At 46.8% G+C, this 20,883-nt stretch carries 17 protein-coding genes; 2 read left to right on the top strand and 15 right to left on the bottom strand.

What is annotated here, in order from left to right; genetic code table 11:
* Positions 1-89 precede the first annotated feature (89 nt).
* From CHH60_RS06155 to CHH60_RS06190, 8 genes are all read right to left on the bottom strand, one after another.
* Positions 90-2,051, bottom strand: a complete 1,962-nt coding sequence (locus CHH60_RS06155) for an FtsX-like permease family protein (protein WP_095358396.1) — start codon at positions 2,049-2,051, stop codon at positions 90-92.
* Positions 2,026-2,796, bottom strand: a complete 771-nt coding sequence (locus tag CHH60_RS06160) for an ABC transporter ATP-binding protein (RefSeq protein WP_095358397.1) — start codon at positions 2,794-2,796, stop codon at positions 2,026-2,028. The genes CHH60_RS06155 and CHH60_RS06160 overlap by 26 nt, the downstream gene beginning before the upstream one ends.
* A 279-nt stretch (positions 2,797-3,075) precedes the next feature.
* Positions 3,076-4,059, bottom strand: a complete 984-nt coding sequence (locus CHH60_RS06165) for a sensor histidine kinase (protein ID WP_141236941.1) — start codon at positions 4,057-4,059, stop codon at positions 3,076-3,078.
* Positions 4,056-4,760, bottom strand: coding sequence for a response regulator transcription factor (locus tag CHH60_RS06170; protein ID WP_095358399.1), 705 nt, complete (start codon positions 4,758-4,760; stop codon positions 4,056-4,058). The genes CHH60_RS06165 and CHH60_RS06170 overlap by 4 nt, the downstream gene beginning before the upstream one ends.
* 78 nt (positions 4,761-4,838) lie before the next feature.
* Positions 4,839-6,134 carry a beta-N-acetylhexosaminidase gene (gene nagZ / locus CHH60_RS06175; protein WP_095358676.1) on the bottom strand — a complete coding sequence of 432 codons (1,296 nt, stop codon included), beginning with the start codon at positions 6,132-6,134 and terminating at the stop codon, positions 4,839-4,841.
* A 441-nt stretch (positions 6,135-6,575) separates the two neighbouring features.
* A complete protein-coding gene (locus CHH60_RS06180) occupies positions 6,576-7,679 on the bottom strand; it encodes an NADH:flavin oxidoreductase (RefSeq protein WP_095358400.1) in 1,104 nt (367 codons plus the stop codon).
* Between the two features lie 260 nt (positions 7,680-7,939).
* Entirely contained in the window at positions 7,940-9,253 is a 1,314-nt protein-coding gene (locus tag CHH60_RS06185; protein WP_095358401.1) for a hypothetical protein, read from the bottom strand.
* A 216-nt stretch (positions 9,254-9,469) separates the two neighbouring features.
* On the bottom strand, positions 9,470-10,519 hold the full coding sequence (locus tag CHH60_RS06190) for a 2,3-butanediol dehydrogenase (protein WP_095358402.1): 1,050 nt from the start codon (positions 10,517-10,519) through the stop codon (positions 9,470-9,472).
* Positions 10,520-10,871: 352 nt separating this feature from the next.
* On the opposite strand from CHH60_RS06190, the gene CHH60_RS06195 reads away from it, so the two are divergent.
* A complete protein-coding gene (locus CHH60_RS06195; protein ID WP_095358403.1) occupies positions 10,872-11,903 on the top strand; it encodes a LacI family DNA-binding transcriptional regulator in 1,032 nt (343 codons plus the stop codon).
* 142 nt (positions 11,904-12,045) lie between these two features.
* Here CHH60_RS06195 and CHH60_RS06200 read toward each other — a convergent pair whose 3' ends face one another.
* The 3 genes from CHH60_RS06200 to CHH60_RS06215 all read right to left on the bottom strand — a co-directional run bounded on the left by CHH60_RS06200 (position 12,046) and on the right by CHH60_RS06215 (position 15,195).
* Positions 12,046-13,017 (bottom strand): D-2-hydroxyacid dehydrogenase family protein, encoded by a 972-nt coding sequence (locus CHH60_RS06200; protein WP_095358404.1) that lies wholly within the window; start codon positions 13,015-13,017, stop codon positions 12,046-12,048.
* 499 nt (positions 13,018-13,516) lie between these two features.
* The gene (locus tag CHH60_RS06210) at positions 13,517-14,605 is read right to left on the bottom strand and encodes a hypothetical protein (RefSeq protein ID WP_095358406.1); all 1,089 of its coding nucleotides are present in this window, start codon (positions 14,603-14,605) and stop codon (positions 13,517-13,519) included.
* Complete coding sequence (locus CHH60_RS06215; protein ID WP_095358407.1) at positions 14,602-15,195, bottom strand: TetR/AcrR family transcriptional regulator; 594 nt, start codon at positions 15,193-15,195, stop codon at positions 14,602-14,604. The genes CHH60_RS06210 and CHH60_RS06215 overlap by 4 nt, the downstream gene beginning before the upstream one ends.
* A 274-nt stretch (positions 15,196-15,469) precedes the next feature.
* On the opposite strand from CHH60_RS06215, the gene CHH60_RS06220 reads away from it, so the two are divergent.
* Positions 15,470-16,669: an MFS transporter gene (locus tag CHH60_RS06220; protein ID WP_369680176.1), complete on the top strand. Its 1,200-nt coding sequence runs from the start codon at positions 15,470-15,472 to the stop codon at positions 16,667-16,669.
* Between the two features lies 1 nt (position 16,670).
* Here CHH60_RS06220 and CHH60_RS29710 read toward each other — a convergent pair whose 3' ends face one another.
* From CHH60_RS29710 to CHH60_RS06235, 4 genes are all read right to left on the bottom strand, one after another.
* Positions 16,671-16,832, bottom strand: coding sequence for a hypothetical protein (locus CHH60_RS29710; RefSeq protein ID WP_167301695.1), 162 nt, complete (start codon positions 16,830-16,832; stop codon positions 16,671-16,673).
* A 36-nt stretch (positions 16,833-16,868) separates the two neighbouring features.
* Positions 16,869-17,324, bottom strand: coding sequence for an SRPBCC family protein (locus CHH60_RS06225; protein WP_341176630.1), 456 nt, complete (start codon positions 17,322-17,324; stop codon positions 16,869-16,871).
* A gap of 154 nt (positions 17,325-17,478) precedes the next feature.
* Positions 17,479-18,582, bottom strand: coding sequence for an HD-GYP domain-containing protein (locus CHH60_RS06230; protein ID WP_095358410.1), 1,104 nt, complete (start codon positions 18,580-18,582; stop codon positions 17,479-17,481).
* Positions 18,583-18,859: 277 nt separating this feature from the next.
* Positions 18,860-20,695, bottom strand: a complete 1,836-nt coding sequence (locus tag CHH60_RS06235; protein WP_095358411.1) for a UbiD family decarboxylase — start codon at positions 20,693-20,695, stop codon at positions 18,860-18,862.
* Between the last annotated feature and the right edge of the window lie 188 nt (positions 20,696-20,883).

The raw sequence follows: 20,883 nt of genomic DNA on the forward strand, positions 1-20,883 counted from the left end.
TTGTATCTAATGAAATAGTACTGTGCCCAGGATAGAAAAGTCAACAAACACCGAACGAAGTGTCCGATGTTTGCCTAGGTCATGCCAGTTTAGATTAATTTGGAGTACATATGGCGTAAATACCGCCAGCGCACAAGCGCAAAGAACAGGATCTGCATGGTGGCAAAAACGAAGAAGATACGCAGGCTGTATCCCATAACCGAAAAATCGACCAACTGCTGCAGCGCCACAAACGCTACCGAACTATGAATCAAAGCTATGAGTAATGGTAGGAAAAACATAAGCAGCAGCTGCTGAGTTACAATTTTACGAAGTTCAGGACGACTGAGTCCCATCTTGCCAATCATGCGATACTGTGATTCATCCCTTTCCAGATCCGCGTAGAGTCTAAAATAGGTAAAGCTTGCCGCAAAGGTAAAGAAGACAATACCGATCAGACCGCTCAGGATCAAAATGATCCCATTGGTTTGTTTCGAATTCAGCCAGTCCACAACGAGAGCACTGAACATGAAGTAGCCTTTCGTACGCGGCTGATCCTGAATCGAATTAACCAGTTCAGGGGCGAAGGCCCGCGTGCCCATCCAGTCTTCCACCACAAATTGAGTCATTTTATTGGAATAGTAATCTTCACTCAAGTCTAGGAATTCATTGTACGCTCGCTTCATCTTTTCAAACAATTCATCGGAAATGACGTAGATGTCCACTTTGAAATCAACAGGAATAACGATTTCGGTAGCTGGAGGAGACAGCTGAACCTGTTGATGATAATTTTCAACTTCAAGATCGACCTGTGTTGGTGAGAACCCCTGCTCCACTTGTTTACGCAGCTCTTTGCGTGCTGTCAGATTCGATGGAGTCATAAAGGCCCCATTTTCCGTATCCAACGTGCGTTCTTCGTAACCAAGGGCCTTGGCCAGATGGTTGTATTCACTCAATTTGATGATATTGCTGCCAGTGTTATTCTCATACAGCTGGGTGTAGCTGCCTTTTACATAGGGGACCTCATGGTCAACAAGCGTTTCCTCAATCTGTCTGATATCCCCCTCTGCCTCAGGTGTATCCCATGAATTCGTGTAAGTGAATGCATACGGGTTCGTCATCGACGACAACCCTGGATCAGCGATCGCCAGCATGGTGCCAATGCCGGTAAATGCCGAGGCTGAGATGACACTTACCATGAAAAACATGACAGCATTGTCTTTCATGCGATACGTAAGCTCGGATAGAAACAGTACATTGGTTTTACGGAAAAACAAACGTTGATTTCGTTTTAGCGCCCGAATGACATACACACTGAGCTGCGTGAACAGCAGGTATGTACCTGCGATAACCATAATGACACTCCCCAGGAGCAGCGGGAATGAGTACGTCACCCACACAAAAGTGAACACCCCTGCATAGCCACCGCCAATCAACAACACGGATAGAAACGCGAGCAAACGTGATGCCTTCGGCTCCGGTTTCGGCTTTTCCTCCGATTTCACCAAATCAATCAGCGTTCCCTTGCGGATAAGCAGAGAAGAAGACAGTGCAATGACAGCAAACAGAATAAGGAATGCGACAGCTGTCAGAGCAATTGCTTTTAATGGAAAATAAAATCGTAGACTGTTCTCCACAGCCAGCAGGGAACCGCAGATGAGCAGTATCAGTTTTCCGAAGATCATCCCCAGTCCAACACCCGCTGCAATGGCGGCGATCCCGATACACATGTTCTCCATAAACAGAAGCCGATTCATCTGCTTGCGTGTCATCCCAATGATCAGGAAGATACCAAATTCCTTCTTGCGTGTTTTCAGAAAAGAACCTACCGAGTACAGCAAGAACAGGAATGAAAAGATGAAAATTATGATTTCTGCGATCATAAAACCTTGGTTCGCAAGCATCGTTACGGTTTCACTCGAACCTTTTAAACCATCCTTCAAATCCGGGTGAAACAGAAGCAGTGCATATGTGAAAAATATCATAACGGAAAATGTGCTGCTCAGAAAATGAGCCAAATAAATCCGTTTGTTGCGAACTACATTGTTAATGGCGAACTGGCGAAAATTCATGTCCTGACCCTCCCATTAGGGATAACACATTAATAATCTTTTGATAAAAAGCTGCCCGGTTATCGCCGTAGTGAATCTCATTATAGAGTTTGCCGTCCTTGATGAAGACGACCCGGCTGCAGTAGCTCGCTGCAACTGCATCGTGTGTAACCAGAAGCATCGTCGCCTGATCCTCCTGATTGCGGAGCTCCAGCATCTCCATGACATCACGTGCCGCCTTCGAGTCCAGGTTGCCTGTTGGCTCATCCGCCAATATTAGCTTGGGGGAATGGATTAGCGCTCTGGCAATGGCTGTTCTCTGTGCCTGTCCACCTGAAATCTCATAGGTCCGCTTGTCCAGAATCCCCTCAATTCCCAGCTTGCTTGCGAGCCGGTCCACACGAGCGTTCATCTCCCCCAGCGGCGTTCCATCGAGCGTAAGCGGAAGCACAATGTTCTCCTTCACCGTAAGGGTATTGAGCAGATTGAATGACTGAAAGACAAATCCCAGCTCTTTGCGCCGGAACAGCGCAAGCTCATCCTGGTTCAGCTCAAACGGATTTTTCCCGGCAATGCGCAGTTCTCCCGATGTCGGATGGTCGATCGTGGAAATCATGTTGAGCAGTGTCGTTTTGCCGCTGCCGGATGGACCCATGATTCCTACAAATTCGCCTTCCTGTATGCTGAGGTCAATCCCCGATAAGGCTTCATAGGAGACGATCCCTTTATAGATTTTGCTGATCTGTTTTACCGAGCATATTTCCATATGTACCACTCCTTTTTTACGTTGGACATGAGTCAACCATGACCAACTCGCGTCTATTTATTCATTGGTTATTCATTGGCACTCTTGATGCCCCTGACTTCTGACTTCAGTTTACCGAAGTTTCGGCTAATCTCCTATGGCTTAACCTTTCACCTGCATGACAAAGTTGTAAGGTTCTTCTATATAAAACAAAAAAGACGTCATTACCCCGGGGTAACAGACGTCGATTCTCTTGAACCATCCTCTTGAAAAACAATGTAGAAAATCACCTTACACTCACTAGACACTAAATGTAATCCGGACCGTCGTCCCTTCACCATATACCGATTCCAGATTGATCCGGTGATTCATTCGGGTTAGGACCTCTTTCACGATGTACAGCCCCATACCCGTTGACTCCTTGAAATGACGACCATTCTCTCCCGTAAAGAAAGGCTGGAACACCCTGTTCAGATCCGACTTAGGAATACCGGCACCCTGATCTTGAACTTCAAGAATAATGGACCGTTCTGCTTTATATGCACGCAGATATATCTTCTGTCCGTTTCCAGAGGAGTATTTGATGGCATTGGAAAGCAGTTGGACGATGACAAAACGAATCCATTTGGCGTCCGATTGCACAATTAGCGAAGCATCCATCTGAATCTCCGGATAGACATGATTGCGAATGAAGAAACGCTTCAGCTCATGAATGGCCTCTTCGCCTGCTGCCTTAAGTGTAACCGGTTCAACACTGAAGTCCTGTTCAAATGTGTCCAAACGCGCTACGTACAGCACCGTTTCCAATCCCCGTCTCATCTGATCTGCTTCCTCACGAATACTCCTGAGACGTGGGTCATCGTCCTCCTGATCCTGCACGGTCAATTCAATCACGGATAAAGGTGTCTTCATCTGGTGTACCCACTGATTCATAAATGTGAGATATTCCTGCTGGCGCTGCTCCAGACGGTGGAGATGGGCATGATAATGACCATATTGTGAATCCAGCAGCTTCTCCAGCGCTACCGATAAGGGAACCATCTCTTCGAGCGGAACAAATTCATTAAGCGAATTCATGGGCTGTGTCATTCGGGTATAGAACGCCCTGTGAGACATATAACGGTAAGTCAGGTAACCTGCATATAAAAATAACCCCAGCGATACGGCATAAACTGCCGTCAGCACATGGTCGTAACCGTCATACCAACATACGCCGACGACAGTAAGCAAGATGACGACCACCCAGCAAGTCAAAGCAAGGTGTTCTCTCATAAACAGCTTCATGATGGTGAAGCCGTATTCCAGTTTGCGTTTAATCGATAACCGGAACCTCTCACCGTTTCCAAAGCGTCTGTTATGCCTATTTCGGCCAATCGCTTGCGTACACGGGTTACATTGACACTGAGCGTATTGTCGTCTACAAAGGAGTCATCCCACAGTTTCTCCAGAATCGTCTCCCTGCTCACGAGCTTCGGACTACGACGAAGGAGCGTTTCCAGCAGTATCGTTTCCTTCTTCGTCAGCTGCACTTTGCGATCACCGAGCTGAATCTCCAGTCTTTCCAGGTATACTGTCAACCCTTCAAGCTCGACCTTGCGTTCTTCGTCACGGGCTGCGTAATCTCCATATACACGTCGCAGCTGACTTTTGATTTTGGCCATCACGATCTCATGTTCAAACGGCTTCGTTATATAATCATCTGCTCCGTTCTCCAGCGCCATCACCTGGTCCATCTTGCCGCTCCGGGCGGAAATAAACAAAATCGGACACGTTGACATCGTACGGATCTGACGACACCAGTAGAATCCGTCATAGCTGGGCAAGTTGATATCCAGGAGAACAACATGTGGCTGGATCTGCTCAAATTGCTGTATCACCCGCTCAAAATCCTCTACCAGAACGGCTCTGTCCCCGTAACGTTCAATATGGGATTTCAGCAGTCCTGCAATTTTGGGATCATCTTCAACGATCATTATGGTATACATAAATGGGCCGCACCCCTAACCTGTAATAATGAAATGTAATATGTTCTCTCTCATTCCAAAATCATAACACAGGATGGATTATTCGGCATGAACCTGTTTGCGCCACTGCACAATGTCTGCGTTCAATTGCTTGAGGTCATCAGATGGTTGCTGCTCATCAGACAGCTTGTACGACTGCTTCAGTGCCAGAATACGATACACGCTTTCATCAATTCGAGATTCGGTGATTTTGCCATTCTTCACCGCATTTTTCAATGTATCAAATATCGTTTTGGCACTTTCATAACTGTGAGCCACGAGCAAAATATCACTGCCTGCCTGAACGGTCGCGATTGCAGCTTCATTCAGTTTATAGTTTTTGGCGATTGCACCCATGCTGAGATCATCTGTAATGACGACGCCGTCATAATTGAATTTGCCCCGCAGATGTTCACCAATAATGACATCCGATAACGAAGCAGGATGATCGGGATCCAGCTTAGGGAATAAAATGTGAGCCACCATTACAGCTTCCACATGCTCTTTCACCGCGGCCTGAAACGGAATCCACTCCAGCTCAGCAAGCTGCTCCTCTGTTTTGTTCACCACGGGAAGATCCAGATGGGAGTCCACCGACGTATCCCCATGACCGGGAAAATGCTTCACGACCGGAATCATTCCCTCGCTGCGCAGACCTTTCATCTCAGCGACGCCGAGACGAGACACGAGTTCAGCCGAGCTGCCAAAGGAACGGTCACCAATCACCGGATTGTTCGGATTGCTGTTGACGTCCAATACCGGAGCAAAATCCACATTAAAACCTGCAAGTTGGATTTGTCTTGCCAGCAACCTTCCCATGGTTTCAGCCAGCTCGGCGTCTTTCGTCGCTCCGACTTTACCATTGGAAGGAATACTCTCCACTTCATCCGGCATTCGGCTGACTTTGCCGCCCTCCTGATCCACACTTATGAAGATTGGCACCGGATTGGAACGGTTTGCTTCTTTGATGGACTTCACAAAATCCGCTGTTCCCTGCAAAGTCGTCACGTTATTACCATAGAAAATGATGCCTCCTACCTTTTGGTCCGCAATCATTTGTTTGGCCTGGTCATCCAAAGTAGTCCCCTGTACACCGGCCAAAATCATCTGTCCAATCTTTTCATCCAGCGAGAGCTGGTTCAGCTGCTCCTGAACCGGATCTGCCTCTTCCTGAGGGGAAGCATTGTTCTGCTCATTGTTCTCCTCAGCTTCCTCCGCATCGGAATCAGCACTGCCTTCCGGTGCAGCTTGTTGTTCCGTAGTAGAGCCTGCAGAGGAATTCGCTGTGGAGCCGGGCTTTTGCGTTTCTCCGCATGCAGTAATGAGCATAAGGACTGCAATAATCAGAAATAACATTTGCACCGAGTGTCTTCGTTTTCTTTTTATAGAATTGTTATGTACATACAAGGAAAGTCATCCTCCTAATTCATGTTGGAATGTGTACCGTAATGTTCAGGCATAACATTAACATAAGCAACTCTTTTTTCAAAATCACGTGCTTTAAATAAAGGAGTGAGATATGAGTCTGATTAGCCAATAAAATGTTTGCATTTGAAAGTCGTAGTATGGTTTCCAATGATTTTTTCAACGAAGGGCGTGGGTGTTGTATGGATCAACGGGGAACGTAATTGCGGGCGAGAAATGGTAATTTGTTGTGAATTTTTCATATATTGAAATTATTATTATAGCAGGTTGAAAAAGCCGCCTTTCGGCGGCATAAGGTTGTTGTGGATTGCTCGTTTTTGTCTTCCTTGTTGGTGAATATGCAGAAGAATGCTGATAATTAGCTACTATTCACTAATTCAATGTTTTCAACACTTCAGTTGTAAATGGAATGATCTCGGACTGGCGTCCTTCACGTACTTTTGCAGGCCACTCCGGATCACTAAGCAGTACACGTCCCAGAGCGATAAGTTCAAACTCCTTGTTCTCTAACATCGTATTCAATTGGTCCAAGTGAGCATCGCCAGTCCCCTGATTCTCGGTTGATCGGTCCACGAATTCGGCTTCAAGACCAACGGACCCAACGGATATCGCAGGTTTCCCGCTTAATTTTTGTGTCCACCCGGCAAGGTTTAATTCGGATCCTTCGAATTCCGGCAGCCAGAAGCGACGAGTCGAGCAATGAAAGATATCTACGCCTGCCGCAGCCAGCGGCGCAAGAAATTGCTCCAGCTGTTCCGGGGTATCCACCAGGCGAGCATCATAATTGCCCATTTTCCATTGCGAGAAACGAAGCACGATCGGAAAATTCGGTCCAACCGCCTTGCGGCACGCTTCAATGACCTCGACTGCGAATTGTGTTCGTCTGACCAAGTCACCGCCATACTTGTCTGTACGACGATTGGTATGTTCCCAGAAAAACTGATCAATCAGGTATCCGTGAGCGCCATGCAATTCTATGCCATCGAAACCGATCCGCTTCGCATCTGCAGCCGCTTGTGCGAACGCTTGTACGAGGCCTTGGATCTCTTCTTCGGTTAAAGGTTCCCTGTTCTCTTCCCCTGCCATGCTGATGCCAGAGGGGCTAACAGGCTCCGCTTCTGCATGAGGCAGATCACCTGTACGCCTTGCTGTGCCCACATGCCACAATTGAGGCATGATTTTACCGCCCGCCTCATGGACGGCTTGAACCACATTCGACCAGCCCTGAAGGGATTCATCTCCATGAAATAACGGGATACTCGCACCGCTTACAGAGGAAGGATGGTTAATCCCTGTTCCCTCCGTAATAATGAGCCCTACACCGCCAGCTGCTCTGCGTCTGTAATATTCAGCAACTTCCGGCCCGGGTACACCCTCTGGAGAGAAACCGCGAGTCATGGGTGCCATGACGATCCGATTGGACAATGTAAGCTTGTCTGAAGTGAAGGGTGTAAACAACGCTGAAGGTATATTCATTTGTTTATAGCTCCTTTATCTTGTGGAATGTCAGAACCCAATTACCTTTCCATTTTATAGTTTGTGAGTTTTATTTTCAAACTCGCTCATGAAGTGATCTATTATGTAACATAAAAAAATAGAGCATCCCCGCAGCAAGTGGAAAACAATTACGCTGCTGCACGTGTACGCTCTGTGTTTACGTCTTTTTCATTTTAAATGATAACCAAAAATAGATATGAATCATAGTATATACTCCCTACTCTTTCTGTGCGTTCCCCTTAATCCGAATTCACAGGAATGTCATTGCGATGAACTCTGAGGATTTTGCCTGATGAAGGTGAGACGACGTCCGGATCCGTGCCCAAACCGAAGTAGAAATCCCCTTCATGCTCTTCAAATGACTTTGCATACGTATCCTGGTTGAACCGGAGGATTTCATGCCAATTGATCAGATCCGTGGTTTGGTATACCCGGTTAATATACAGGTTTTTGTTTTGCAACGTGTAGGTGAGTACATATACTTTACCGTCGCGCAGAAGCAAGTCTGTTGGCAGGGCTTTGGCATCTGGTAAAATCACGCGTCTAGCCTGGTTAATGGCCGTCATGACATTCAAAGATTTAGGAAGCAATTGACCGTCATTGAATACACCACCAGCGATATAGACTAACTTGTTATCAAAGTTAACATTTTTCCCAATCTTGTTATACGGAACCGTGCCCTGTTGATAGGTCAGTCCCGGCAGGATTTTGTTACCGTAGATTACGACGTCTTTCTTCTCCAGATTCGCGTTAATCTCAAGGAAATTGGTCTTGTCATTCCAGATTTTATTGGCAGGATACATCATGCCGGATGCATACAGCTTGCCCCCGAGCTCAAACAGCGTATACGCTCTCAGTCCAAACGTATTAATGTTTGCGAACTTCTGCCAGCTTACGCCCATATCATGTGAAATCAGAATCGTTGGCTTATCTTCTGTTCCGAGGGCGGCAAACATTTTGCCTTGATACAAGGCAAGGTCATAAACGTGTACCCCGAGCGGAAGGTTGCGGTATTTCGTCCATACGTCCCCATCCAGCCGATAAAAGTTTCCGAAACTCCATTGCTCTCCGTCAGAATCATTTCCCGGAATATAGAGCTTGTCGTCCAGCACCTTATAAATATCAATCTGCTCTTCATCCACAACCATTTTGGTCGATGGAACAATTCCTGGATTGCTGTTGCTGACTGCCTGCCTATTAAAGGATGAGGTTGTTGTATCGAAATAAATGACCGGGATGGGCCCCGAGTTCGGCGCTACCCCCATATTGCTGCTGTTGCCATGGCCCAAATATATCTTGTCTCTGTACAACTGCATATCCCACACATTATTGGCATAAGGCGTTTTGGCAAAAGGTCGTCCAAGGAGCTCAACCTTGCTTGTCACATCCGCAGAATTGATGGGTACATTGGATACCTTCGCCATAGCCCGTTCAACCGTCGGCTTGCGCTCGGCCTTGTCACTGCTTTTGGGCTTGGCACTCCCTGTAAGCATCCAGCCCACGCTTGCAACGATCGTCAAAATTAGAGCTGCCCATTTCGTGTTGTTATGCATGCCCGCTTCCTCCTTCGTTTTGATATTGAATGCCTTTTCATATAAACGATACAAATTGTATCTTTTTATATTATGTAAAACAGAACAAGCATGCAATACATTCCGCCCTTTTCAACAAAAATAGACAGCTGCATCCGAAGATGAGCTGCCTACGCAGGTACTCTATTTCGTCAAAATGACTTCGTTTTATTAAAAGAAAAGATTTCTGAGTTGCTGCTACTCGGCTTTGACCAGGATTTTCACCTGATTTTTCTCTTTCAGTAGAGCTTCGAATCCTTGATCCACCACTTCATCCAGCGAAATACGCTTGGTCACCAGCTTGTCTGCCGGGAAGAAACCTTTATCCATCAGACTAATCACGGCCGGGAAAACATCACGATAACCAATAATACCATTCACTGTACGTTCTTTCATGACGATAGAGTTAGGCAGAATCGGAGCCGCTTGCTCAAAAATGCTGACGATCATCAGCTCTCCGCCAATACGTGTCGAGTCGATCGCCTGCTGCAGCACAGGTGGAACACCTGTCACTTCATAAGCAACGTTCACGCCGCCGTGTGTACGTCTATGAATCTCTTCCACGACATTGTACTGGGTTGGATCAATAACGATGGCGCCAAGCTCTTCGGCTTTCGCTTTGCGTTCCTCGGACAGCTCGACCACATAAATGTCGGAGGCGCCGGAAGCTTTCAATGCTTCAATAACGAGCAGACCGATTGGACCCGCACCAAATACAGCTGCAGTATCGCCTACTTTCAGCTTGCTTTGACGCACAGCATGCAGCGCAACCGCAGACGGCTCCACCAATGCTCCCTGTTCGTAGGAAATGGAGTCAGGGAGGGCGTGTACCATATACTCTTCAGCTGTTACGTATTCGGAGAAACCTCCGCCTCCTCCGGCGAGACCGAGGAATCCCATCTGGTCGCACAGATTGTATCTTCCCTGTTTGCAGGCTTCACAATGTCCGCATGCATAGATAGGTTCAACGACAACACGGTCTCCAGCTTTATAACGGGTAACCCCTTCACCCACTTCAACGACTTGTCCCGAGAACTCGTGCCCCATCACAACAGGTGCTTGTTCGCCTGTTAGCGGATGCGGCGCTTGAGCAGGAATGAAAATCGGTCCTGCGGTGTATTCATGCAGGTCACTGCCGCAAATTCCACACCACTCTACTTTTATTTTAACTTTCCCCTGTGCCGGGCTAGGTTCATCGATATGTTCGAGACGCAAATCTTTAACTCCATGCCAACGTAATGCTTTCATTCATTTCATCTCCCAGATCATAGGTTTGAATATAACCGGAAACGTTTCCGTAGTTAAATATGTCACAGTTTAGATAGTCTGTCAAACACATTTTCCCATAAATAAGTCGAATTCATGAATTTTATGCCTTTACATGCAGCATGATAAAACCCGATGTGATTGCCTGTATCCAAAGGTTTTACAGATTATATGCTCAAGAACGTTTGGAATAAGTTAACAACCTGCTTACGGTTATAGGTCATGGAAAGTCTATTGACTTACAAAAAGTGTTATAATCAGAGTATACACATGAATTCAACATGAAATTACTATGGATTCGGAATCGTTTCCGTTGAAGTGAGGTTACCCAAACGTGAGCAAAGAACAAAAAGTCACCATCAAGGATGTGGCGGAGTTAGCGGGAGTTGGAATTGCTACCGTTTCTAGAGCCATTAATAATTCTGAGGGTATCAGCAGCAAAACCAGAGATAAGGTCATGCAGGCCATTGAAGAGCTCGGTTTTGTTCCCAACACATCTGCTCAGAGTCTTAAAATACGCCAGACCCACCAAATTGCCCTGGTTGTTCCGGATATACGAAATGCCATCATTCCAGAGATCTCCTGGTCTGTGGAACAAACAGCTAAACAGCATGGCTACCACGTGGTACAGATTAATACGGCGGGGAATGCCCGTACAGAACTGGAAACCATTCGAAATATTAAAAAGCTGCATGTGGACGGTCTCATATTTATGCCGCTCGCTTATCCCAAAACGCTGCCAGGCTTGATCGATAAGGCTCCTCTTCCCATCTCCATGATTAACTATGGCAAAAGGCTTGAACCCGGCATGAAGGCAGATATCGTCTCTCTATCTCAGCCCGAGGGAAAACTTGTGATGGAACATCTGATTAAAATTGGACGTACCCGAATTGCCTATGCGGGTGCCCCAAAGGACATCATTGAGGAGCGTTACCGTGCTTATGAACAAGCTCTGCCTCATGTCGATATTTCGCTTGTCTATTTCGGGGAAGATTTCTCCCTTAACACGGGTGCCAACGCTGCGGATTACTTCCATGGACTGACCCATATGCCAGACGCAGTCTACGCCATCAATGACATGGTAGCCATCGGATTGGTTAACCGGTTCAAAGAATTGGGCGTACGTGTACCCGAAGATGTCGCCGTAGTTGGGGTCGATAATAATCAATGGACTACGGTCTCGTCCCCGCAGATCAGCTCGGTTTCCATTATGGGCGAAGAGGTTGCCAGGCTGGCGACAGAATTACTGCTCAAACGAATCCGCGAGATGAGCACTACCGACTATGAGCATATCCAGTTTGAACCCAGACTTATCGTACGTGAATCAAGTGTAGCGATGATTCGTCCCTCTTCATCACGTTCCTAATGGCTCACAATAGATGGATGAAATGATGAAAATTACAAGCAAAAAAGGTGTCCCGCAGCCATCAATCACGGCCTGAGGGTCACCTTTTTGTGTTCTGTATCGATTTAATAAAAACGGACGAGCACTCTGGCATGGTTTGTTATTACTTCACGATCAACTGTCTAATCGGGCTCCCTTTTAGAAACATCTCGATGTTTTCTACCGCATGATTGTAATAGATTTCATAATTCCCTCGGGTCACATAACCCAAATGCGGTGTTGCCAGCACGTTAGGTAAGGTTCGCATGATATGATTAACAGGCAAAGGCTCCTGTTCAAAGACATCAAGTCCTGCCCCGGCGATCAGACCATTTTGCAATGCCTCAACCATAGCCCCCTGATCCACAATTCCCGCACGGGATGTATTGATCAGCAATGCTGTCTTTTTCATCCGCTGGAATTCAGCCTGTCCAATCAGATGACGAGTACGTTCACTTAGCACCAGATGAATCGACACGATATCACTTTGCTCCAGCAGTTCTTCCTTTGTTTCGCACCAGATTACGCCTTGTTCTCCGGCTTGTCCAGGTGTCAGATGCTGACTCCAGGCCATGACGTTCATGCCAAAAGCCTTCGCAATCGCGGCCATCCGGGAACCTATCTTGCCCAATCCGAGCAGCCCGAGCGTCTTTCCGTACAAATCCATGCCGACCGTACTCTGCCAGTTGCGATTGGATTTCAGCGCATTATTTTCGGTAACCAACTGCCTGGACAGTCCCAAGATAAGTGCCCAGGTTAGTTCCGTCGGTGGATTGGAGCTGCCCTCTGTCCCACACACCGTCACTCCATGGCGTTCCGCAGCCTTAAGATCAATTGAGGCATTTCGCATCCCAGTTGTAATCAGCAGCTTCAGCTTGGGAAGCCTGGATATAACCGATTCAGGAAACGGCGTACGCTCACGCATCAGAATGACGATATCCACATCCTGCAGCTCCTGGATGACCTTTTCTTCCGAGCCCATGTAATGATTAAAGGTCTGAACCTCAACCCGATCCTGGACTGAATTCCAATCAGCCAATGACAGGGCGACGTTCTGGTAATCGTCCAATAGGGCGCAACGTAATTTCGTTTGCAAGATGTACCCCTCCTTCAAAATGCGTTGTATCCTACACCTACCCGTATTGTATCAATTCGACACCGGTCTGCCCAATGTCCTTAGACATAAAAAAGAGCCGGAAGTCAGTTCCGCCTCTTCAATTCATATTAACATTTTAAAAATTAGCGCCGTTATTATAATCGCAATCGTGATCTTTGACAACCCCCGAACTTTGAATACAAACCGATCTAATTTTCCCTGATCATTGGTAAAGAGGGATGCTTCTATCGCGGCCAGAGCCAATACTCCAAACATGAGGAGACTGAATGTTATGATGCCTACTCCACCAAGAGTCGTTATCGATACACCTATGACATAAAAAATAGTAAGATACAATCGCCAATATGTAGTAAGTACCATGAAATTCCTCCTCGGAATTGGATGTTACTATATTTACGTTTCACTTTACATATCGTCTCATATAAATCATTATTTTCCTATCAATTTACGATACTGGGGTTTGACGTGCACCCCACTCTTAACACAGCGCATCCAGTTCAATTTCATGACTGACATATAGCTCCATCCTGGATCTCAATTGATTATACCGTTCGACCAACACATGATCCATTCCGAGTGCTCGCGCAATCACACCTAATATGGAATCATCCACATGTGGTGTACTCCAGCTAAACAGCTGATGATACAGGTTCAACATTGATTCTTGGCTCTCCTTAACATATCTAAGCGGGTGTGAGACGGATTCGAGTTTCAACTGGAGCAAGTCGTGGAATACGTGAAACCGATGCTCCGCAGCCACACTTCTTGTTAAGCCTGCTTGGGAAGTCTGCACACTACTCGCTTTATCTGTAAATGCAGCTAAGCCTTCTTCGTCCATCAGATCTCTGATCAAATCCGAGAATGTTAATCCGACCATGGGCATGGCCATGTAGGCCCACCAATGACTGCCTGTTCCATTAGCGCACAGTTCCCAATTCGGGTTCCATAACACATTTCGAAGTTGTTCCTTCTGGGATGTTCCATACATCGCAATACCCCACACCAGCCCGCCATTGCAGTCCACTGACGCCTGTTCTCCCCATGCCAGAAGTCTCGGCACCATCTTATCAGCAGGAGCCCATTTTGCACATAATGCAGGGAGGATCTCCGGGAAAATAGCATTTCCGTAAACTTGCTCAAATTTATCTTTCAATCGCTGATGTTGATCCTCACAAGGCATGTGCAGCAAGGCCAAACAGGCATCTTTGGACAAATACCAATCATCTGTCATTACACAATCCACCAGATATTCGGTGCTGAGTTGATATCCCATGTAAGCCAGGACATGCAGAATGTCTCCGGGAACCTCCTCTTTTAGCTTTCCATTCACAAAACTACATTGATGAAGCTGCCGGGCAAGCTCCAAATCACCGCAACGCATGACGACCTCCAGCAGCAGTACATATCGATAATCCTCCGGATGCTCCAAATATAACTGGAGCAAGACCGCTGCGTCCTCCCGGTCCCCATACCTCGCAATAACTCGGCAATAGGACTGAAGCACACCCAGATCCAGAGGACGACCCGAATGAAACCATTCCAGCAAAGTTTCGGTGGGCTGTATCATATCGAGTCCCCTCCAATAATCAATAACGCCGCCTCAATACTTTGCTCTACAAACGAGCGCTCTGGCCCCGATTTCATTAACACAGTAAGTCCAATCATTGAAATAACCAAAGATTTTGCAGCTGCACTCGCATTCAGATCACCGGACAATTCTCCGGACCGCTGCCCCCGTTCGATCGTCTCCTGAAAAATCACTGCCAGATACATCTGATGCTCCCGGGTTAAAACGGCGAATTTCGAATCGTGCGGGGCCAGTTCAACCATCGTATTAATACAAAAACAACCGTGGCTCGGCTTGGATACATCCCCCTCCGCCCCAATGTGCTCAAATAGCGCACGAAATGCCTGTTTTACAGACCCTTCATGCTGAAGCCTCGATCTAATTTGCGCAGCATGCAGGGTGGTATATCTGCGCAGCGCCGTCTCAAATAACTCTTTTTTGTCCCCGAAGGCAGCATACAAACTGGGACGTTGAATACCCATGGCGGATGTCAGGTCAGTCAATGACGTGGCTTCAAATCCTTTATCCCAAAATATGTGCATGGCTGCATCAAGCACTTTATCGGTATCAAACTCCCGTTGTCTCACCATTTTCTTTCTCCTTTTTATGTACCAATCGATATACTATATCGTAGCTATCATCCATCATGATGTCAATTCTAACCCTTCACTAAATCATTGAATAAATAACACACGAATACTTTAAAATATAAAATTGACATTTGAATGATATATACAGTATGTTAATTCAGAATCATTATGTACTGATCAGTATAAAACAAATTCAAAAATCCACTCTTGAAAGGTGACTCTCATGAATACTCCGATTCAACAGGTACACCCATCTTCAAAAGCTCATGCTGGCATGTCCCGACTTGTTGCGCTCCTCTTTGCTCTGTGCAGCGGACTTTCCGTAGCCAGCATTTATTATGCTCAGCCCCTTTTGGATGCCATGGCCAGAGATTTCCGGATCTCCCACTCACATATCGGCGTAATCATTACAGTGACCCAAGTCTGTTATGCCCTTGGACTCTTTTTTCTTGTGCCTCTCGGTGATCTGATTAACAGACGAAAACTGATCATTGTGCAGATGCTCTTCTCCGTCGCGGCTCTGCTTGTCGTTGGTACCACACCATCTAGTTCCATCTTTTTCACAGCTATAGCACTCGTCGGATTACTGGCTGTTAATACTCAAGCGCTCGTTGCCTATGCCGCAGCACTCGCTGCCCCTTCGGAACGCGGACGGATTGTAGGACTCGTGACTAGCGGAATCGTGATTGGCATATTGCTCGCTCGAACGGTTGCGGGCACCCTGAATGATTGGATCGGCTGGAGATCGGTTTACCTGTTCTCCGCATCGCTAACATTGCTCGGAGTAGTTGCCCTGCTCCTTCTCCTGCCGAAGCATGAGCCTCAGCGAACAAAATTAAATTATCCTCAATTGCTTATTTCGGTAATAAAACTGTATCGGGAGCTGCCTATACTCCGAATTCGTGGCGTGCTGGGCATGCTGATTTTTACTGCTTTCAGCATTTTATGGACTGCCATAGTCCTTCCGCTCAGCGCACCTCCATTCTCGTTGTCCCATACAGCCATCGGTGCTTTTGGTTTGGCAGGTGCCGCAGGTGCACTGGCTGCTGCTCGCGCCGGCAAACTCGCTGATCGGGGTCTTGGACAGCACACAACTGGATTCGCTCTTCTGCTTCTCCTCCTGTCCTGGCTGCTGATCAGCTTCGTTCACCAATCGTTATGGTTTCTGATCGTTGGCGTCATCGTTCTCGACCTCGCTGTACAGGCCATCCACGTCACCAACCAGAGTCTAATCTATCAGGTTCGCCCTGAAGCACAGAGCCGTCTTACTGCTGCATACATGATATTTTACTCGGTGGGCAGTGCAGCCGGATCTATTGCTTCGACTATGATGTATGCCTGGGCAGGATGGACGGGCGTGTGCTGGTTGGGAGCAGGTGTAAGTGCAGCAGGATTTCTGTTCTGGGCTGTTGACTGTTACTTACAACGGAATGTGATCCATTCCTCATGTGCTCCAACACATAAAGGAAACTGAATTATTTTTCTAACTTATTCCATACAACAATGAACAGCGTGGCTAGCGGACCACACAAGAGGGAAATCAGAAACCAGTTAAGCCCACTTCTGTTTTTTCCTTGAGCAAGTCCGGCATTAATTAACGCAAGGGTGCCCCAACCAACAAAATATTCGTTATCCATCACTCATCACTCCTTAATAAGTAATTGTTGTCATACCTATTCATTCAACTGTTCCAGCATGGCTTTCAGCTTCGTGTTGCGGCTTTGGATAAATGCATGCATATAATTCTTCAAGACGAGCCGCTCGGCCAGTCTTCCCAACACACCGAGTGGTGCTTCAAATTTCAGCATGTCCCTCATGCAAGTGGTTTGGTCATCGATCCTGCTGAAATGATGTTCGTGACGCATACTCCGGAATGCCCCTTTTACCATCTGATCGACAAACACATGCGGACGTTCATATTGCACGATACGGGAAGTCAGTTTCTGTCTTATGCCAAAATGAGTTGCTTGAAACGTCACCGTGTCGCCGGCACCTATTCTGCCAGAGGTCACGCCCGAAACAGCTCGTTCCCGTGTATGTCTCCATACCGTCTGTGTATGAACATCAATATCCCGGGCATAATCAAAACATTTTTCAATTGGAGCACGTATTGTCATTTCGGTGACCACTTCGATCAAGGTTTATCGCTCCTCAGGTACAATGGATTTTGTACCCAGTATACGCTTGCTCTCCTTCGAGAACAATGCACCAAAGGCCGTTACACAAAAACAGGTCCCCTGTCATTATGCAGGAGACCTGTTTTTACTCTAAACTTTTATAACCTTAAATAATCAGTTCTTTAATAGCAATGCTGCGTTCTTTGGACAAGTCACGATACTGCTCGGACTCGACCTTGACCAGCGGATTGAAGATGTCCGACGTATTATTCATGATGATTACCCCTTTTTCACCATTGCTCAGAAGAACTTGCTTGCCGATAAAGTTCGGAAGAAGGTGCTGCATCAGGGCCTGAACCGGCTTTTCATTCAGCTTGCCAAATCCCATCGAATAGATGTCACGCAGATTGTTGATCAGGTTCGGATTGCTTCCACCGTGAATACCGGATCTCATGCCGATGTATACGTCTGCCACTGACACGATCTGCGTGTATGGATGGATTTCATTTTTATCTATTTGCATCGGATACCCCGAGCCATCTTCACGTTCATGGTGCTGAAGAGCTACAAGCGCAGTAGCCTCATCTGTCATGGAACTTTTGATGATATCATGACCATAAATGGTATGACGCTGCAATTCAAGCTGTTCATCCGCCGTCAATGGTTCCACTTTGTTACGAATCCGATGGGACACTCTGCATTTGCCTATATCATGCAGATAGCCGCCGCGGCTGATCTGATAGCTTTCCTTCTGAGAATAACCCATCCAGCTGGCAATATAGAAGGACAGCAATCCAACCTGAATGGAGTGTGTGTAGTTGTTTACATCATCACGTTCCAGCATCATCAGGAGATGTACGACATCCTTTTGCTCGTCAAGTCCATCCACCATTGGCTGCAGTGCATCGTCCACCATGGTAGCATTGAATTTACCCACAGTAAGTGCTTCAAGAAATGCATTTTGGTAATTATGTACAGTCTGTGTAAATTGGGATTTCATTTCTTCTTCAGGCGGTTCTTCCTTAATACTCGAACCAGCTGCCATACTCGAACCGGCTGCAAATTTGGCTGCAGCGGCAAAAAACTCAGCTTCTGTTATTTCTTCTTCACGTGATTCAATATCTACATAGTCCACACGGTGCTGCATGAGCAAGGAAATATCCTCACTTTTGATTACAGTCCCTTTCCCGAGAATGTGCAACCCCGCATCGCTAAATGTATCCGCAGTCAGACGGTCTCCGTCTTGCAGGTTCATAATATGGATTCTCAATCGGTATTCCCCCTGAACAATTCATTATAGTAACAGTACCCGATGGATTGGGTCCCCAAAATACCTATACTTCTTTATATCGTTCATTTTCTTGATTTTCTGCATAGTTCAAACGACCTTAATCGCAAAAGGAAATACGAACGAGTAAGACTTTCTTCTCATTCATACTTCTAAAATAATCCCGGTTTTGCCAAATAAGGAACATGGAATGTTACCTTTCTTTGGAAGGGAGAAATATAAAGAGCCCAAACTTCTGTTTGGGCCCTTCCCTATTGAGCTAAATTTTGACTGATGCCAGACTGGCTCCACTGACGAATAAACGTTCGATGCTTTTCTCAACCGCAGGATCAGGTATAAGCGGTGGTGCCTGATGCGGCTTCACCCGGGCATCAATAATTATCTGATCGCAGCCCCAGTGCTTATGCGTATAGCTGCTGTTTACCCCATACATGTCGTGTGATGGATTGCTGCGCGTAAATGTAGCCCATAAGAAGTTGCTGAGGCTTGCACTCAGGAAAGAGCTGTCATCGCACAGAATGATCAATGGACAGGAATCAAGTCCTCCTTGTTCCTTCAGCATATCCGTAAATTGCTGCATTTCCCGCGCCGTCTCTTCATAACTCGTAAAAGCTGACGTCTGAATCGATACGATCCCCGGCATAATCAGCTGTGCATTTGTATAACCACGAATATTTTTCAAGGTATCCGGCACTTCTGTGCACAGCTCCCGAATCTTCTCGCCGTAGGCTGCAAAAACGACCTTACTACCGGTATTTAACCCGGTTCCTGAGTAATCCAGTGTATCGATGGTTGTATTGGTATGAAAATGGATATCCCGCTGCAAATTCATGCGCTCCAGAATATAGGTCAGGAATTCCACTTCGCGGTGGGTATCCAGCGGCTGCTGATCCTCAGCTGTAATAAACAGATACTTGGCCAGACTAAGCTGCCCCGTACCCAGAATACGGTTTGCAATGGTCAACAATTCTGTCGGCTGCTTCACCGTCTGATATGGCGTGTAACGCTCACTTCCGATTGCAAATAAAAGAGGGTGCACCCCGGCAGCGTCTACAGCATGTACTTCTTTGACACCCGGAATCTCCTGTTTGATCGCATCGCCCGTAATTTCATGGATTAGATCACCAAATGCCGTATCCTCCTGCGGAGGACGACCGACTACCGTAAATGGCCAGATTGCATTAGGCTTCGCATACACTTTGTGCACTTTCATCAGCGGGAACTCATGCGTCAAACTGTAATAGCCCAGATGATCACCAAACGGTCCTTCCGGTTTCGTTTCACCTGGATAAATATCTCCGGTAATGACAAAATCAGCGTCATTGCTAATACAGTATCCATCCTTGTAGCTATAACGGAAACGACGTCCAGCGAGCAGACCGGCGAAGGTCAGTTCACTGAGACCTTCAGGCAAAGGCATCACCGCAGACAGGGTATGAGCTGGAGGACCACCGATAAAAATACTGACTTTCAGCGGCTCTCCCTTTTTGACAGCCTTCGCCTGGTGTATACCGATCCCGCGATGAATCTGATAGTGGAGCCCAATTTCCTTGTTCATTGCATAATCATTGCCGCTCAGCTGGACACGATACATACCCAGATTGGAGTTCATGATCCCCGGTTTATCCGGGTCCTCCGAATATACCTGAGGCAACGTTACAAAGGCCCCCCCATCCATAGGCCAATGCTTGATCAGCGGCAGATCCGAGATTTGAATTTCCTGAGCCGACACGGGCAGACTGATCGACTTCTGTTTGGGCAGCGCCTGCCACGCTGCTAGACCTGTGCTGATGTGCTGCAATGGCGTCTTGAGCGCCTTCATCGGATCGTCCCGTACGGCCATGACCCGTTGTACGCCTTCGAGCGTGTTACGGAACATGAATTTGCAGCGTTCGAGCGTGCCAAACAGATTGGATACCGCCTGGAACTTCGAGCCTTTTACATTTTCAAACAACAGCGCCGGGCCTTTCGCCTCGTGCACTTTCATATGTATTGCGGCCATTTCCAGATTCGGGTCTACTTCTTCCTTAATCCGGATCAGATGTCCATGCTGCTCCAGATCGTTGATGCAGTCTTCCATATTGCGATATTTCATGGGATGGCTCCATTCTTTTGATATAATATATATTTATGTTCATATATTCACATGGACGCGCAAACAAAAATTTTAAACCAACCGCCTGAGTCCACGTCCTAATCTACTTCATTCTAAAAGACTCACTCTTCACGTCTCTTCTATTTTATCAAATGATCTGCTAGTAAACAAAAAATATATATTAACCT

It is taken from the genome of Paenibacillus sp. 7523-1 (assembly GCF_002276415.1).
GTDB lineage: Bacteria > Bacillota > Bacilli > Paenibacillales > Paenibacillaceae > Paenibacillus > Paenibacillus illinoisensis_A.